This is a genomic window from Capilliphycus salinus ALCB114379, from assembly GCF_047276495.1.
Taxonomy (GTDB): Bacteria; Cyanobacteriota; Cyanobacteriia; order Cyanobacteriales; family Microcoleaceae; genus Capilliphycus; species Capilliphycus salinus.
Genome location: NZ_CP178543.1, coordinates 974,785 through 991,198, shown reverse-complemented (window position 1 = coordinate 991,198; position 16,414 = coordinate 974,785). Strand labels below are relative to the sequence as shown.

The 16,414-nt window shown below is 43.6% G+C and carries 18 protein-coding genes; 10 read left to right on the top strand and 8 right to left on the bottom strand.

Annotated features, from left to right (window positions below; translation table 11 throughout):
• Nucleotides 1–274 precede the first annotated feature (274 nt).
• A complete protein-coding gene (locus ACL6C3_RS04135) occupies nt 275–505 on the top strand; it encodes a photosystem II protein, Psb35-related (RefSeq protein WP_413165592.1) in 231 nt (76 codons plus the stop codon).
• A gap of 445 nt (nt 506–950) precedes the next feature.
• Here the strand turns inward: ACL6C3_RS04135 and ACL6C3_RS04130 are convergent, their stop codons facing one another.
• Nucleotides 951–1,184 carry a hypothetical protein gene (locus ACL6C3_RS04130; RefSeq protein WP_413165591.1) on the bottom strand — a complete coding sequence of 78 codons (234 nt, stop codon included), beginning with the start codon at nt 1,182–1,184 and terminating at the stop codon, nt 951–953.
• Nucleotides 1,185–1,606: 422 nt separating this feature from the next.
• On the opposite strand from ACL6C3_RS04130, the gene fraC reads away from it, so the two are divergent.
• The 8 genes from fraC to lpxA all read left to right on the top strand — a co-directional run bounded on the left by fraC (nt 1,607) and on the right by lpxA (nt 11,351).
• Nucleotides 1,607–2,119: a filament integrity protein FraC gene (fraC, locus tag ACL6C3_RS04125; RefSeq protein WP_413165590.1), complete on the top strand. Its 513-nt coding sequence runs from the start codon at nt 1,607–1,609 to the stop codon at nt 2,117–2,119.
• A gap of 5 nt (nt 2,120–2,124) precedes the next feature.
• Entirely contained in the window at nt 2,125–2,745 is a 621-nt protein-coding gene (locus tag ACL6C3_RS04120; RefSeq protein WP_413165588.1) for a DUF5357 family protein, read from the top strand.
• 41 nt (nt 2,746–2,786) lie between these two features.
• Nucleotides 2,787–3,611 carry an ATP-dependent sacrificial sulfur transferase LarE gene (larE, locus tag ACL6C3_RS04115; protein ID WP_413165586.1) on the top strand — a complete coding sequence of 275 codons (825 nt, stop codon included), beginning with the start codon at nt 2,787–2,789 and terminating at the stop codon, nt 3,609–3,611.
• Between the two features lie 307 nt (nt 3,612–3,918).
• Nucleotides 3,919–6,996, top strand: a complete 3,078-nt coding sequence (locus ACL6C3_RS04110) for a DEAD/DEAH box helicase (protein WP_413165584.1) — start codon at nt 3,919–3,921, stop codon at nt 6,994–6,996.
• A gap of 616 nt (nt 6,997–7,612) precedes the next feature.
• Entirely contained in the window at nt 7,613–8,473 is an 861-nt protein-coding gene (gene lpxC / locus ACL6C3_RS04105) for a UDP-3-O-acyl-N-acetylglucosamine deacetylase (protein ID WP_413165582.1), read from the top strand.
• A 77-nt stretch (nt 8,474–8,550) separates the two neighbouring features.
• On the top strand, nt 8,551–9,060 hold the full coding sequence (gene fabZ / locus ACL6C3_RS04100; protein ID WP_413165581.1) for a 3-hydroxyacyl-ACP dehydratase FabZ: 510 nt from the start codon (nt 8,551–8,553) through the stop codon (nt 9,058–9,060).
• Nucleotides 9,061–9,204: 144 nt separating this feature from the next.
• Nucleotides 9,205–10,458 carry an RNA-guided endonuclease InsQ/TnpB family protein gene (locus ACL6C3_RS04095; protein WP_413165579.1) on the top strand — a complete coding sequence of 418 codons (1,254 nt, stop codon included), beginning with the start codon at nt 9,205–9,207 and terminating at the stop codon, nt 10,456–10,458.
• Between the two features lie 74 nt (nt 10,459–10,532).
• The gene (gene lpxA, locus ACL6C3_RS04090; protein ID WP_413168250.1) at nt 10,533–11,351 is read left to right on the top strand and encodes an acyl-ACP--UDP-N-acetylglucosamine O-acyltransferase; all 819 of its coding nucleotides are present in this window, start codon (nt 10,533–10,535) and stop codon (nt 11,349–11,351) included.
• Nucleotides 11,352–11,457: 106 nt separating this feature from the next.
• Here lpxA and ACL6C3_RS04085 read toward each other — a convergent pair whose 3' ends face one another.
• Nucleotides 11,458–11,670 (bottom strand): hypothetical protein, encoded by a 213-nt coding sequence (locus tag ACL6C3_RS04085; protein ID WP_413165578.1) that lies wholly within the window; start codon nt 11,668–11,670, stop codon nt 11,458–11,460.
• A complete protein-coding gene (locus ACL6C3_RS04080) occupies nt 11,667–11,933 on the bottom strand; it encodes a hypothetical protein (RefSeq protein ID WP_413165577.1) in 267 nt (88 codons plus the stop codon). The genes ACL6C3_RS04085 and ACL6C3_RS04080 overlap by 4 nt, the downstream gene beginning before the upstream one ends.
• Before the next feature lie 183 nt (nt 11,934–12,116).
• Between ACL6C3_RS04080 and ACL6C3_RS04075 the strand changes: the two genes are divergently transcribed.
• The gene (locus ACL6C3_RS04075) at nt 12,117–12,320 is read left to right on the top strand and encodes a hypothetical protein (protein WP_413165575.1); all 204 of its coding nucleotides are present in this window, start codon (nt 12,117–12,119) and stop codon (nt 12,318–12,320) included.
• Nucleotides 12,321–12,494: 174 nt separating this feature from the next.
• Here the strand turns inward: ACL6C3_RS04075 and ACL6C3_RS04070 are convergent, their stop codons facing one another.
• From ACL6C3_RS04070 to ACL6C3_RS04050, 5 genes are all read right to left on the bottom strand, one after another.
• Complete coding sequence (locus ACL6C3_RS04070) at nt 12,495–13,211, bottom strand: metallophosphoesterase family protein (protein WP_413165574.1); 717 nt, start codon at nt 13,209–13,211, stop codon at nt 12,495–12,497.
• 116 nt (nt 13,212–13,327) lie between these two features.
• Nucleotides 13,328–14,062, bottom strand: a complete 735-nt coding sequence (locus ACL6C3_RS04065; RefSeq protein ID WP_413165572.1) for a metallophosphoesterase family protein — start codon at nt 14,060–14,062, stop codon at nt 13,328–13,330.
• Nucleotides 14,055–14,567, bottom strand: a complete 513-nt coding sequence (locus ACL6C3_RS04060) for a L,D-transpeptidase (RefSeq protein ID WP_413168249.1) — start codon at nt 14,565–14,567, stop codon at nt 14,055–14,057. The genes ACL6C3_RS04065 and ACL6C3_RS04060 overlap by 8 nt, the downstream gene beginning before the upstream one ends.
• 73 nt (nt 14,568–14,640) lie before the next feature.
• Entirely contained in the window at nt 14,641–15,279 is a 639-nt protein-coding gene (locus tag ACL6C3_RS04055) for a bifunctional 4-hydroxy-2-oxoglutarate aldolase/2-dehydro-3-deoxy-phosphogluconate aldolase (protein WP_413165571.1), read from the bottom strand.
• Between the two features lie 278 nt (nt 15,280–15,557).
• Nucleotides 15,558–16,214 carry a pentapeptide repeat-containing protein gene (locus tag ACL6C3_RS04050; RefSeq protein ID WP_413165569.1) on the bottom strand — a complete coding sequence of 219 codons (657 nt, stop codon included), beginning with the start codon at nt 16,212–16,214 and terminating at the stop codon, nt 15,558–15,560.
• Nucleotides 16,215–16,414: the final 200 nt, after the last annotated feature.

Genomic DNA, 16,414 nt, shown 5'->3' with positions numbered 1-16,414 from the left:
TACATCCAAACCCGTTTTCTCACCGAAAGCGGGTTTTTTTATTGGAGTCACCGAGTCACCGAGTCAGAAGTCGTCAGGTCACAAGTCGGGAGTCGGGAGGACCGGAGTTGGGGAGAAACTGTTTACTGACAACTGAAAAAACTGGTGACTGGTGACTGGTGACTGGTGACTGTAAAGCTTGTTCGGTTTTCTACACCCACTCAACTTGACAGTCTTTGTAAAACTTTGTTACATTTATTTACATAAGTTAACAAAAGTTAAGGAGTTCGCGCATATGATTTACTTAATCGCATTAGCAGGCTTATTCATCGCAGGTTGGGCTGCTGCTGCCGTAATTGGTACAATGGCTTACTTCCGAGGCGAACAAACCAAGCCCATCCACCAACGCAACTGGGATAACGATTCTTTTGAACAAATTGCTCAGTCGGTAACAGGAACCCAAACCAACTACACTGAACGTGTTCCCGCCTACGCTTTAGATGCCTACACCAGCAACAGGTTCTAAAATGCAATACCAAAAGTGTAATTTTGCCCATCAGCACTTAGAACCTGCTAAAGGTGGAATAGCAGGCTCAGACCGTCGGGTTTTGTGATTTCCCTCATAAAGGTGGTCTGTAGGAAATCACAACAAACCTCGACTCAGGTCACAGCTAAAGCGGGCAGAACGCACTTATGTTGGATATAAGATTACCACAAGTCAATACACCTGTTAACCCGATTTTTAGGGACTCTCAGAGCATTAAACTTGTTAGGTATTCTCTCACAATTTTTCAGTTTTAATCTTGAATTTTAATTATTTTTTAAAAGTTTGTTTGTTCGCGACAACGTGATAGAGACTTCTCCTCTCCTAGAAACAACAACGGTTTTTAAACTCTCCTCTTAGCAGCCTCATAACCGGGCTGCTTTTTATTTGCGTTAACTTTCAATACTGTTGAGCGATAGTGCGTGGCTTAGGGGAAACCGTTCCAAGCCAAAACCACTAATTCACTTAACCACAAGCGTTGTTCTACACTCAGAAGACAGTCATCGGCGAGAACTTCGGCTTTGAGATCCTCTAGAGACTGGTGTTGAGATCGAGCAATTTGTATAACCCCGGCGATCGCGGAGGCTACGAGTTCTTCGCTCAGAGGTTGTTGACTGAGAGTCATCATTTCGGTCAAACTTTTCGGAATGGGATAATTCATAGTGTGAGGGGAATTTCAACCAGGTCGTTACTTGCGTTGTACTCAAAGTCAATGAAATGAGATAACTTTAACCCAAGAGTCTACATCAACATGATAGATTTAGACTCAGAGGTTGACTGTTCTGTTTCAGCAGACAGAATCGTTCGTGTCTGGGGCGATCGCCTCTACCCAATTTACAGGACTCATTTCAGTCGCCATCGAGTAACAATGCTTCCATCTAATCTAGATCAAAATCCGATCAATTCACAACTACAACTTTATCGCGATCGCCGGGTCGAGTCTGGATGATTCTTTCTGTTCATCATTCTCAACACCGAGTGATTTCTTGAGGTTTGGATACCGAACACTAGCGAATTTCTTTCTCAGTTTCGGGCTTTTCCCAAAAGCCAATTTTCATCCCATCCGTTGAATAGGTTTAATTTATGCCGCCATTTATCTTAGCAGGTCGAGCCATTTTATTTAGATTATTACGCCTTGTAATTACCATTACCGTCGAATCTTTTATTTATCATAAATCTTTTAGAATCAGTCCCAAAAGGGGGATAGAATATGCCATCATTATTGATTTATTCGCCGAAATTTTCGGAGCCATTTTGTTTACCTTCTTACAATCAGCTTCGCCGATCAATCCCTCCCGACACCTGATCATTTACTTGTTTTTAGATGACTTTCAACAGGTCGCCCTCGATGTTCTGGTTCTGAGTTTGTTTTATTTTTTACTCTTTTTGTTCGTAAAATGGATCGGGTTGCTTTTCATCAATACATTTATTTATGAAAGCGAAAATACCTCCTCAGACGGAGAGACAGCCACCTCAAATTTAGAAAAAACAACCCAATGGGGGGAACAATTTAAAGCCATAGCCAAGGCTCATACAATCAGTTACTTTGTTACCTTACTGTTTGCTCTGTTTACAATTCGTGTCTTTTACCTCTAAAAATTATGGACTGGAAAAAAAATATGGATCGGGCAAAAGTCTTCGTAAGTCCCGCAGTTCCGCCCCGATTCATTCATTGGAAAACCCTGCTTTTATTCAGCATCGTTATTTGGATTTTATCTTTCCTCGCCTTTGATGGAGGTCAAGAATTCCTTGCTGCTGCTGGCTGGATTTTAATCACCATTAGTATAGGTTGGGCAACGAGTCTACCCCCTTTTATTATCGGAAAAATCCCCTTAAGTCCTTGGGTAATTGCCACCTTTATCTGCCTGCTGCTCTATCCGATAACAGACGACGAAACGAATCTGATCGGTGCCTTAAAAGCCTGGCCAATTATTGCGGCAATTTTTATTGCAGTGTTAGAATGGTTTAAAACCCGCAACCCCGAAAAACTACCGCCACTTTTAAGCCGAAACACCTTAACAATTATAATTTTAATTCATCTGCTGATCAGTTGTTGGATAGAAATTTATTTTTTGGTGGCTCAACAAATCGAAAACAATCCCGAACTCAACCCCAATACGACTCGACCCCGTTCGGCATTTCAACAATCCCCTTCAAACTACATTCAAGCTAAAAATTATCAATTCATCAAGCCGGATGAACAATTTCCCGAAATATTTTAAACTAGAAACTAGGACAATTCACGCAGAGACAAGAGAAGGCAATGGTTATCCAAAAACTAGATAAACTCCAAACAATGTTTGCTGAGATGGAACGGGCATTAATCGCCTATTCCGGTGGAATCGATAGCACCTTAGTCGCAAAAATCGCCCGTGACGTCCTCGGCGATCGCGCATTAGCAGTAACAGCAATTTCCCCCTCTTTGCTCCCCGAAGACTTAGAAGAAGCTCGAATACAAGCCGCAGAAATCGGGATTCATCACCAAGAAATCCAAACCCATGAAATGGAGAATCCCAACTATACATCAAACCCGGTTAATCGCTGCTACTTTTGTAAAAGCGAACTGCACGATACCCTCAAACCCCTAGCATTACAATGGGGATATCCCTATATCGTCGATGGCGTAAATGCCGATGATTTGCGGGATTATCGTCCGGGAATTCAAGCCGCCAAAGAGCGGGGAGTGCGATCGCCCTTAGCCGAAGTGGGTGTTAGCAAAGCCGAAGTCAGAGAACTCTCAAAAATACTGAGTTTATCGGGATGGAATAAACCCGCCCAACCCTGTCTAAGTTCTCGGTTTCCCTACGGAGAAGAAATCACCGTAAACAAACTCCAACGAGTCGGACGAGCAGAAGTTTACTTACGAAAACTCGGGTGGCAAAACTTGCGAGTTCGTTCAGAAAAAGATACCGCTCGCATCGAACTTCCCCCCGAACAAATCAAAGAATTCGTATTAACAACCGACTTACCCCAATTGGTCAAAACCTTTCAAGAATTTGGGTTTATCTACGTCACCCTAGACCTAGAAGGCTATCGCAGCGGTAAACTCAACCAAGTCCTAACGCCAGAAGCCATAGGACAATCTTAAAACTGTCCCCAAACCTCCATCATATACAAAATGACCCCACCATGAAGATATGGCAGGGAGCAGGCGACAGTTAAACGCTAACTTCATTGTCAGGGGAACTGCGGAGGAGACTCAGGTGAGGTGTGACAATTTGATGACCGTCCATATTCCCCCGGAGAAAACCTCCATTTTGGGCGTTTCCCCTGCCCTTCGTTCTGCGTACCCCGACACCTTTGAAAGAAAAGCTTAGAATTAATGAAAGACCTTATTACCTAACTCCAGGTAAAAAAGGATAATTCAGTCCTGTGATTGTTTCAATAAGATCCTAGTGTCGTACTCTACCCAGAACCCCCAACCGCTCGATCTCGACAAACTATTTCCGTTTCAACTCGATCCCTTCCAGCAAGAGGCGATCGCAGCTTTGAATGCGGGTAAATCTGTTGTGGTGTGCGCCCCAACAGGTTCGGGAAAAACGCTCATCGGGGAATATGCCATTTATCGCGCCCTCAGTCGGGGAAAACGAGTATTTTATACCACGCCCCTCAAAGCCCTGTCTAATCAAAAATTACGAGACTTTCGCGAACGGTTTGGGGTAGACAACGTAGGCTTACTCACGGGCGATATTTCCATCAACCGAGAAGCGGCTGTCGTGGTAATGACCACCGAAATTTTTCGGAATATGCTCTACGGGACGCCCATTGGCGAAGTCGGGACCTCCCTCGACGGGGTAGAAGCCGTTGTCCTCGATGAATGTCACTACATGAACGATCGCCAGCGGGGGACCGTCTGGGAAGAATCAATTATTTACTGTCCGGCTGAAATTCAACTCCTGGCGCTGTCCGCAACTATTGCTAACAGCGATCAACTCACAGACTGGTTGTGCAAGGTTCACGGACCAACAGAACTGATCTATTCTAACTTTCGACCCGTTCCCCTAGAATTTCACTTTTGCAACACTCAAGGATTGTATCCCCTTCTTGAGGACAATAGCAACGAACTTAACCGCCATTTGAAAGCCAAAAAACGGCGCAATAATCGCTACAACAATAACCGTCGCTCCCGTTTCCCGACCCAACAACAAGGTCAAAGCTTGGCAAGCGCCCTCAAGCAATTGCAAAAGCAGGAAATGTTTCCGACCATTTACTTTATTTCCAGTCGCAAAGGTTGCGATCGCGCCGTTGTCGATCCGAAATTAGAACGTCTTTCTTTTGTCAATTCTAGCGAAAGAGATAGCCTCAACAGCGCCATTAACAGCTTTTTAAACGCCAACCCGAAATTAAGACAATATAAAGCGTTAGACTCCCTCAGCCGGGGAATTGCCACATATCATTTAGAACTGCCTCCGGCTTGGAGAATGTTTGTAGCCCAACTCTTTCAACAGGGTTTAATAAAAGTCTTATTTGTTCCCGAAACCCTGTTTGTTCTCTACGAATTGCAAGAAGAAGAAATGCTCCCGGCGATTTATTTTATCTTCAGTCGTCGGGGCTGCGATATTGCCGTTGAAGAATGTTTTTATGCCGTCCACGAACTCGGGTTTATTTCCCTGGTTAACGAAGAAGAAGCCGCCCTATTAAGAGAAAAAATAGATATCTTTTTTGCCCACAATACCGACGTTTCGCCCACCCGCAGCATCGAACCGTTGTATTTGGGAATAGCCGCCCACCACGCCGGCATTTTACCCACCTGGAAAATGTTGGTTGAGGAATTATTTACCCTCGGTTTAATTAAAGTTGTTTATGCCACAGAAACCCTCGCAGCCGGAATTAATATGCCCGCCCGCACGACGGTTATTTCTAGTCTTTCTAAACGGACAGATGAAGGAATACGACTGTTAAAACCTTCGGAATTTTTGCAAATGGCGGGTCGCGCCGGACGCCGGGGAATGGATTTATTAGGTCATGTTGTCACCGTACAAACTCCCTTTGAAGGGGCGACAGAAGCGGCCTATTTAGCCACAACTGAACCCGATCCTTTGGTGAGTCAATTTACGCCGAGTTATGGGATGGTGTTAAATTTATTGCAGACTCACAGTTTAGAACAGGCGAAAGCGTTAATTGAACGAAGTTTTGGTCAATATTTGTCTACGGTATCGCTTCAGCCTCAAGAACTTGAAATGGAACAACTTCAAGCAGAATTGGCCGATATTGAAGCAAATTTGGGCTTGGAAGGCGATAAAAATATTGCCGATCTCGAAGCGGTTATTGTTAATTATGAGAAGTTACAAGCCCGTCTGCGGGAAGAAAGACGCCTGTTAAAAGTTTTGCAAGACCAAGCCGAGGAAACTCGAAGCGCTACCATGTCTCAGGCGTTGGTTTCAACGGTGTTGGGAACTGTTGTTAGTTTGAGGGGGAAACACGTTACTGCTGCGGCGAGAAACCCCGAAGATCAACCTCTGGCTGCGGTGTTGGTCGCCCAGACGCCGAGTCCGGGTCAGGCGCCTTATTTTCTCTGTTTGGGTCAAGATAACCGTTGGTATATTGTGGCGGCGTCCGATGTGGTGGCGTTGCACGGGGACTTACCTCGGTTGACCGCAGTAGACTATATGGATATTCCTGAAATTCCTTATAAATTGGGTCAAAAACGCAAGGGAGATGCAGTTTCTCTGGCGATCGCCGAACAAATTCCCGATGTACCGATGCCGGAAATTCCCCCAGAAGTTCAACTACAAATGCAGCAAGTTGAGGAGATTGAAAAACAGTTAGAAACTCATCCGCTATACGAATGGGGTAAGCCGCAAAAGTTGTTAAAACGTCGGGAACGTTGGGTTGATTTGAATTCGGAAATTCGATTATTACAGGCGGAAATTGAGGCAAATCGGGGTCATTATTGGCAGAAATTTTTAGATTTGATTTTGATTTTACAGCAGTTTGATGCTTTAGATCAATTGCAACCGACGCCTTTAGGTCAGGCGATCGCGGCAGTGAGGGGCGATAATGAATTGTGGCTTGGAATTGTGTTGATGTCCGGGGAGTTTGATGATTTAGAACCTTCGGAATTAGCGGCGGCTTGTGCGGCTTTGGTGACGGAAGTTTCGCGATCGGATACTTGGGCAGATTATCAACTTTCTCAACCCGTACAAGAGGCTTTAGAGCGACTTTGGGGGTTGCGGAAAAATTTGATTAAAATTCAGAGTCATTATCAAGTGGAGTTTTTGGTGTTACCGGAACGTTGGGAACATCAAAATTTGAGCGCAATTATCGAACAATGGGCGAATGGAATTGATTGGTTGCAGTTAGTTGAACATACGAGTTTGGATGAGGGAGATTTGGTGAGAATGATTAGAAGAACGTTGGATTTTCTCTCGCAAATTCCCCACGTTCCCCATTTGAATCCCATTCTAAAAGATAAAGCATCTGAAGCCAAACGGTTATTAGATCGTTATCCGATTAATGAAGATGTAGAATAAATCTTTTGAGCGGGTTTAAACAGTGACCAGTGAACAGTGAACAGTCAATAGGTGTCAAGGTTATTGTCAGGTCAAATGATAACTGAAAACTGATAACTGATAACACTCATCACTGTAAACTGTAAACTGTAAAAACCCACCCCTACAGAATTATTATTAATTACCCGGACTCAGAGAACCACCTTAGCCCTATTGTAGGGGCGGGTTCTCAAATTATCTATCGTAACCAGAAATAACTAACATAAACCCACCCCGATCGCGATTGATCTGATCTGCGGTTGATCAATGTTGTTAGGGGTGGGGGCGGTTTAAACAGTGAACAGTGAACAGTCAATAGGTGTCAAGGTTATTGTCAGGTCAAGTGATAACTGAAAACTGAAAACTGAAAACACCGATCACCGATCACTGATCACTGGTCACTGTAATGAGGCGCGCCCCTACAGAATTATGATTAATTACTCCGACTCATATGATCTGAGGAGTTCTTTAGCCTCCATCAATCCTAGTTCAAACCCGGTTCTATCCGAATGAGATTTTTAGGGAACTGAGAGTTAAGTTAGATTATAATTTCAAGATTAACAAAAGCATTCACAAACGAAGAATCAAAGGATAACAAATGATTGGAACCACTCAGCACACCCTAGCCGACGAAATAATTCAGTCCGGTATCGGGTTACATAGCGGCTTAAAAACAACCGTTCGGATTTTACCAAGTTCAGGTGTAGGACGCTATTTTGTGCGGGTTGATTTACCCGAAAAACCGATTATTCCCGCTAAAATACAATCGGTTGTTTCTACAACCCTTTCGACAGAATTAGCAATTTTCGAGGAAATTAACCATTTTAAAATCAGTATTCGTACCGTCGAACACTTATTATCCGCCTTAACAGCAATGGGAGTCGATCACGTCCGCATCGAAATTGACGGTCCAGAAGTTCCTTTGTTGGACGGATCGGCTAAAATCTGGGCAGAAGCGATCGCCGAAGTGGGGCTAGCAATTACCTCCCAAACCACCCCGGTGATACCCATTACCCAAGAAATCATCGTGCGTCAGGGCGATGCTTTTGTGGCGGCTATTCCCTCAGACGAAACTCGCTTTAGCTACGCCATAGATTTTAACAACTTAGCGATCGCTCAACAGTGGCACAGTTGGGCGCCGGACCGAGAAGATTTTACCCAAACGATCGCCCCCGCCCGTACATTTGTGTTGGAAGAACAAATCAAACACCTGCAACAAGCGGGATTGATCAAAGGCGGAAGCCTCGATAACGCTTTGGTTTGCGGAGACGACCGTTGGTTAAATCCGCCATTGAGATTTTCAAATGAACCCGTGCGTCATAAAATTTTAGACTTAGTAGGGGATTTGAGCTTGCTGGGAATTATTCCCCAAGCTCATTACTTGGCTTACAAGGCCGGTCATCACCTACACACCCAACTGGTTCAACGCATTCAAGAAGCCGCCCTAGCTGCCCTCTGAAGCCTCTGTGGTTGAATTTTGTTGCTCTAGCTGACTGATTTAATGGGAAGCTAAGTCTAACCTGTCAATTGGAAAAAATGTCTGACGTGAAATCGAATTCTGTACATTCTAACCCTGTGGAAACCCCCAACGGTACCGGGACAACGGTAGTCCAAACCGTGATGGGAATCGAAGAAATTCACAAGCTGTTACCCCATCGTTATCCCTTCGCCCTCGTCGATCGCATTATTGACTATGAACCCGGTAAACGGGCGGTGGGGATTAAAAATGTCACCTTCAACGAACCCCATTTTCAAGGGCATTTTCCCGGAAGACCGATTATGCCGGGTGTACTGATCGTGGAAGCGATGGCCCAAGTTGGCGGTGTGGTTTTAACCCAAATTCCCGATCTCGAAGGGAACTTGTTCCTGTTTGCAGGCATCGATAAAGTTAGGTTTCGCCGGCCGGTGGTTCCTGGCGATCAACTGATGATGACGACAGAGTTGCTGTCTCTCAAACGCCGTCGTTTTGCGAAAATGCAAGCCTTTGCAGAGGTTGACGGAAAACGGGCTTGTGAAGGCGAGTTGATGTTTTCGTTGGTTGACTAATTGGCCTTGTCGGGTGATTTTAGCTTCCACGGCGAGAAGCCCCAAATCTGAAAACGCAGTGTCACTGTGGGATGAATCGCCGACGGGGTTTCTCAATTCACCTAGTTTCGTTAGAATAAAACGAATTTACTCTAAAGATGCACAATGAGAAACGTAGCAAAAGTCAGATTATATCCGACGGATGAACAGAAACAAGCTCTTGCAAAAGCGTTTGGCTCTGTTCGTTGGGTATGGAATTACTGTCTTGCGCTAAATAACCAAGCCTATAAGGAAACAGGTAAGGGAATCTCAGGAATGCAGCTTAAAAAACAGCTACCAATTCTTAAGAAGCAAGAAGAAACAGCTTGGTTAAAGGAAACCTATTCACAGTGTTTACAACAGTCTGTTTTAAACCTTTCTAGGGCTTTTGTTAATTTCTTTGAAGGTCGAGCTAAATTCCCTAGATTCAAAAGTCGTCATGGAAAGCAGTCAATTCAATATCCTCAAAACGTCAAAATTGTTGACAGTTATTTAAGTTTTCCCGTGATGGGCAAAGTTAAAGCCAATATTCACAGGACTTTCGATGGAAACATCAAAACAGTTACAATAACCAAGACAAAAACCGAGAAGTATTACGCTTCTATTTTATTTGAAAATAAGGAGACCGAACCACCAATCTCAGACAACGGTAAAGCTGTAGGCTTGGATTTGGGACTCACCCATTTTTTGATTACAAGTGATGGATCTAAATATGATAATCCTCGTCACTTCAAAAAACATGAGCGGAATTTGAAGCGAAAGCAACAAAAGTTATCCCGAAAGAAAAAGGGTTCTAATTCCAGGAACAAAGCCAGAAGATTGGTAGCAAGAGCGCACGAAAAAATCCTCTTCGCGAGACAGGACTTTCTGCATAAGCTATCTCGCAAGATTGTCAACGAAAACCAAGTGATAATCGCTGAAAACCTTAATGTAAAAGGCATGGTACGCAACCACAATCTAGCTAAAGCAATAAGCGATTGTGGATGGGCAATGTTCTTGAACTTTGTAGATTACAAAGCAAAAAGGGACGGAAAAACCTTTCTGGAGATAGATCGGTTTTTTCCGTCCTCAAAGACTTGCAATGTTTGTCTGAATGTTGTTGAAAGTTTGCCGTTAGATATTCGTCACTGGGAATGCAATCATTGCCACGCCAAGCACGACCGAGATATTAACGCCGCAATCAATATTCGAGATGAAGGTTTGCGAGTCATCGCCTCTGGGACGGAGGCGACTGCCAGTGGAGGGAGTGTAAGACCAAGCAAGGGACGCAAGTCTTCTGTGCGGCAACTCCCGATCAATGAACAATCTACCGATGCTTCGATCACGATTGTTCAAGAAGCTGGAAGCTTACGCTCCCAAGCGAAGCGTCTGCGTAAGTAGTTCACAATGAATAAATTTTCCCGTTAAAAATTCTGAAATCACCTAAGTTCTGAAACATGAATTCTCAAATCCCTATGATCACCTTAATTCACCCCACTGCTGTTATTCATCCCAACGCCCAACTCCATCCCAGCGTTAAGGTCGGAGCCTATGCTGTGATTGGGGAAAATGTTAAGGTGGGTCGTGATACCGTTATCGGTCCCCATGTCGTGATTGAGGGGTGGACTGAAATTGGCGATCGCAATCAAATTTTTCCGGGTGCGGTGATTGGAACTGAACCCCAAGATCTAAAATATACCGGAGCGAAGACTTTTGTCAAAATTGGCGATGATAATTTGATTCGAGAATATGTCACCATTAACCGGGCGACTGATGAGGGTCAAGCTACCGTTTTAGGCAATCAGAATCTGTTGATGGCTTATTCTCACATGGCTCATAATTGTGTGATAGAAGATCAAGTGATTATTGCGAACGGCGTGGCGTTGGCGGGTTATGTTTATATTGAGTCTCAAGCGAGAATTAGTGGGGTTTTAGGGGTGCATCAATTTGTTCATATTGGTAAACTGGCGATGATTGCGGGGATGACCCGTATTGTTCAGGATGTACCTCCGTTTATGACGGTGGAAGGAACTCCCCCAAAAGTGCGATCGCTCAATTCTATTGGCTTAAAACGCGCAGGTTTCACCCCTGAAGAATTAGCCCTTCTCAAAAAAGCGTTTCGGATTTTATATCGTTCGGGATATCGACTCGAAGAAGCGTTAGAACAGTTAGAGTTGTTACCCGATAATCCCAGTTTACAACATTTAAGTCGTTTTATGCGATCGGCAACCCGTTCGGGGCGTCGGGGGTTAGTTCCGGGGAAACTCAGTTCCAGTGGTTCGGAAGAATTTTAGAAACATAAATAAATCATTGAGGATAGAAAACACGAACAAAAGGTTGACTGCGATAACGACGGTAAATATCGAAATCTTCAGCAATTAAATGTTCGGCTATAAAAATTCAGTTTTCCAATGCAGATAAAAATTGATTTTGTACTCTAATATTTGCAGCAAGCAACCACATCACTTCAGTTACACAACAAACGGTTGTCACTAATTGACTCGTAGAAGTGCTAAAAAACTGAACAACTTGTTGATGATAGCGATCTGGGCGATTATAAAAAGCGACCATTATACCACTATCAACCAAAATAGAAGAATAATAAGCAGTCATAGCGAATCACGTTCTTTATTTCTGGCTTGAAGATATTCGGAAATTTTTTGTTGGCGGATATCTCGATCCGATAAATCAGTTTCACTTTCTAGTAACTCTTCTGGATAACCTCCCATTCTTTCCAAAATCGTTTGAGGTTGCTTTAAGCTCATAGAATAGTTACGCAAGAGTTTTTTCACTAATTCTTGGCTGGTTATTTTCTCTTGAGATAAGATCTCTATTAAATATTTTTCCGCTTCGTCGTCAAGGTTAACGGTGAGCATGATTCTTTAAAAACAATTGAATTGATTTTTTGATTTGATCAGTTTTCTATTTTATCACTTCCTCAAACATAACTTTAAACTTTATCACAAATGCGCTCACCTGTTATCTGTCGGAAGTTAGATAACCGCTTGCTGTGAAGATTGAGTATAATAAAAAGAAGAAATTGAGTAAGGGATTTCTCTATGCTAATGAACTCTGAACTCACGCAAGACCAAGTTCTCGCGGCTTCCCGACTAAAATTTCTAGATGTAAGTGGGGAAGAACGATATGCGCGTCCGATGGGTTACGATCAGGAAGAAGATTTTTTGATTGTTTCACCGGAAGATCGCCCTTTAGGACAATGGGAACCGATTATCATTAGTCAAGTTTTAGAACTGTTTGATTAATGAAAAACCAAGACCTTCAGGGTGCTTTTCTACAATTTTCAACCCTAAGCTGTTCTATATTTTAACTGTATTCTGGAAATTCGTTTCAGGTTTTTAGATTCCAGGTTTCAGAGATTGGTTTTAATCAAATTTAGATGGATAACCGCTTCAAAACCCCATTCAGTTTTTAACTTCTCAAGCGAGGACGGATGAAGAAGTCGGACAATAAATGCTAAATTCTTCTATGGAAGCGGTGCGTTTTTCTCCTTTTTGATTGGCTTGCCAAATTTGACCGCTATTGACATCAAAACAGGTCAACCAACCTTTTCCATAAACCCACGTATCAATACAAACCGCATACCCAAAACTAATCGGCTGACCGCTTTTTTGACTGGTATGACCACAAATCATGGTTTTACCGGAACAATGGGGTTGGGCGTGATAAAATCGAGTCCAAAATAAATCGTGACCGGATTGTTGAGATAAAGGTTTATGAGGGTTCACATTCCCGTGAACAAAAAAATGTTCTTCTGTTTCCCACCAATCCTGACAAATATTGGCGATAAAATCAAAATGTTCGTCGGGAATATTGTCTAATTTTATCTTTTTCTTGGGGGATGTGGCGTAGGAAGCGAGGGTTTCCCGTCCTCCGCAAGCTAACCACCCTTCTAAACGATGAGGATAATAATAAGCATCCAGCATCATTATTTCGTGATTTCCCCGCAATGCGACCAATTGTCCGGTCTGATGGAGTCCGATTAAACGGTCGATAATGCCTTTGGAGTCAGGCCCGCGATCTACATAGTCACCCAGGGTAATTATGCGATCGGTCGGTTGGAGTTTAACTGCTTTCATCAGCGTATCAAACGCCACAGAACAGCCATGTATATCACCAATAGCAAGTATTCGCATAAAATACTTAATCCAGTCTATCCGGTTAATTATATCCAAATTTTCAGATTTGTGATGTATTCCAGTTATCTCAATTGGAAAAATTAAGAATTAGATAAACGGGTCAGGCATTCCTCTCAAGCTCGATAATAACGCCGATTATGCTTATTATAGTAATCATCAATCCAAGCCATTTTTAATTGTCCGGTTTGATTGGCTTGCCAAATGCGACCGCTGACCACATCCAAACAGGTCAACCAACCCCGCCCATAGACCCAAGTATCAATACAGATGGCGTGACCGATACTAATGGGTTCGCCGCTTTTTTGGCTGGTATGACCGCAAACCATGATTTTTCCCGAACAATGGGGCGGAGGATTGGTAAATTTTTGCCAAAATAACATTCGTTCGGGTTGTTGGTTTAGGGGTAAATTGGGATAAACATTGGCATGAACAAAAAAGTGGGATGCGGTTTCCCACCAATTAACACAAATATTCTCTAAAAAATGCCAGTGTTCATCGGGTATGCTGGTGAGTCCTCGATTTGAACCGGTTTTCGAGTATGATGCTAAGGTGCTTTCTCCGCCGGCGGCCAACCAGTGATAGAGTTCGTAACGATGGCCCGATCGCGCCCGCAGCAGCATCAGTTCGTGGTTTCCTCGCAACGCCACCAGTTGTCCCCGACGATGCAGTTCTATTAAGCGATCGAGAATTGCTTTTGAGTTCGGTCCCCGATCGATATAATCCCCAAGCGTTATAATCCGATCGCACTGTTGAGGGTTCACAGTCGCCATCAGCGTCTCAAACGCATTTAGACAACCGTGAATATCACCAATTACAAGCGTTCGTCTTGGCTTGTGAATTTTACTCATGCACTACCACAGGAGTTCCAACTGAAGCCCACTCAAACAGCCATTTGGCGTGGTTTACGGCGACATTGGTGCAACCGTGACTCACGGGAGTGCCAAACAGATTGTGCCAGTAGGCGCCGTGTATCGCCATACCGCCATCATAGTACATTGTATAGGGAACGTCCGGCACGTCATAGCCGGGGCCTGTCATCCGGGTTTCTCGATATTTGGTATATATTTTATAGGTACCCGTGCGGGTTGGGGTTGAAGCTTTCCCGGTTGAAACAATTACCGCATAAACGGCTTTATTCCCTTCCCATGCGATTAACCTCTGTCGGGTTAAATCAATCTGTATCCACCGTTCGGATGAATCCTGTAATTCTAGCATCCGATAGGCGATCGCATTGTGATATTCGTCGGCTAAAACAGGGGTTGATTCAGTCGCAATCACATTTAAACTTAATGCAACACTCGCCAGGAGAGTTCCCAAGTTCCGCCATGTTTTCCGATTGTTCATTTTGTGCATAATCTCCTCCACATTCTTTGCATCCATCGGATTTTAGATGAAAGTATTTTAGTCGATCTTTGTTGAATTTCACCTAAATTTTTCTCAAATGTTGGGTGAGGATTTGCGCCCCGTCTGCGATCGCTTTCCAGTTTTGTTCTCTCAGCAGTGACGGCGGAAATAATTGGCTCGAAAGTCCGACGGCAATCGCCCCCGCTTCTATAAAGGCTCGGGCATTTTCTAATGTTACTCCCCCGGTTGGAATTAACGGAATTTCTCCGAGGGGACCCCGCAAGTTTTTAATATAAGCCACTCCGCCGAGTGTTGAGATGGGAAATACTTTCACACAACTGGCTCCGGCTTGCCAAGCGTTGACGATTTCTGTTGGAGAAAATGCACCCGGAATAATCGGAATCTTTAAGGATTTTGCTTGTTCTATTAATGCGGGGTTGGTGTGGGGAGTAAACAGAAACTCGGCTCCACAATCAACCGCTTGGTTAATGTCTTCTTTGGTTAATAATGTACCCGCTCCTATGATACAATTCGGTAATTGGGAACACAGTTTAGAAATTAATTCGGTGGGGCGATCGCTATTCCAAGTAATTTCTATCAGGCGAATTCCTCCGTTGGCGATCGATGCGGCCATTTGGGTTCCCAATTCCAGATTTGGAGAACGAATCACAGCAATTACACGATTTTTCGTTAATAATTCTCGCCAGTCTTCAGGCTTCATTTGCTCTAGATTTGGTTTGGTTTCGATTGGTCAAACCTTTTATTATACACCCTAAAAACCTAATTTTTCAAAGAAACTGAGTTTTTTGGAACAAACAAAAGCCGACAATTTGAACCGAGTTCATCACTGCCGACTTTCTGAATTTAAAACCGATTTAAACAAACAGAATCTAAAAAAATCCAACATTAAAATTCAATCAAAAATCCATAAACAATAGACTTTCATCGCGATTTATGTTAAATAATTTAACCGATAAGACCCGTCTTTTTTAACCCAGATTATCGTCGAGTATTCACCAGATTTGCTTTAAACAAAATTGCATTATCTAGCTTGGCACCTCCCAAATCCGAAGCGCTCAAATTCGCACCGGTTAGATCGGCATCGGTTAAATTTGCCCCTCTCAAATTAATTCCGGCAATATCAATCCCCGCGAGACTGCCTTCTTGCAGAGTAATTTGACCCAATTTTCCAATCGACTGACGAGCATCTTGAAGATTTGCACCGGTTAGATCGGCACTTTCAAGATTAGCACCCACCAAATTCGCACCGCTAAGATCGGCGTTGGTGAGATTGGCGATCACCATTCCGGCTAAACTTAAATTAGCTTCACTCAAGTTCGCTTTGGTTAAATTTGCCCCGTGTAATTTAGCCGCGATTAAGCTTGAATTGTTGAAATTCGCTTGGGTTAAATTCGCCCGAATTAAATTAGCTTCATTAAGATTTGTATCGCTTAAATTTGCACCTTGCAGGTTGGCACCTTCGAGATTAGCACCGCTTAAATCCATTCCCGTCAGTTGAGCATCGCTGAGATCGCAGCCTTGACAGTTGTTGGTGTCCTGCAACTGCTTGAGATGTGCCGGATCGAGGGCGATCGCCGGATTAACTAAACCTACTTTCATCAGTAAAATTGCGGTGGCTGCTATTACCAGTTTCATTCCCACACCCTCGGTAAACTCTATAGTCTTTACTATTCCTTATTTTAAAGAACCGAGAAATGAGAAGAATCCCGCTTTAGTGTGATTATCATCGGACTATCGGGTGATAGAGATCACTGAAATCGGGAACAGGGTTTTCAGTCACCAGTCACCCTTCGGGTTCAGCAGTCGCTCTCTTGCGAACTTCGCTCTCGGCGGAA